At 61.6% G+C, this 263-nt stretch carries 1 protein-coding gene; it reads left to right on the plus strand.

Annotated elements, in window-relative coordinates:
• Window positions 1-182: hypothetical protein (locus DMB80_RS28450; protein ID WP_205538999.1), on the plus strand; the 182-nt coding region annotated here is incomplete at its 5' end.
• Window positions 183-263: the final 81 nt, after the last annotated feature.

Here is a 263-nt window from a genome sequence, read left to right on the forward strand (position 1 = left end):
GCTTCGCAGCCGCCTCGGTGATTGCTCGGCGCTCGGTCAACGTCAACCCCATCCACTGGGCCTACGCGCGCATTCCTGATGAGGCAACGACCCGCCCATTCGCGCGCATTTCTGATGAGTCAACGCGGTCGGATGTCATCTCTCAGGACATCGGTGACAGTTCTGCATCAGGACATCGGTGACACTTCGGGTGGTTCTGGTGGTGACACTTCCGCCCCGAGGCTGCGGGGGTGGCTGTCAATGAACCCATCGATCCTCGCGTC

The organism is Mycobacterium kyogaense (genome assembly GCF_003254575.1).
GTDB classification, from domain to species: Bacteria; Actinomycetota; Actinomycetes; order Mycobacteriales; family Mycobacteriaceae; genus Mycobacterium; species Mycobacterium kyogaense.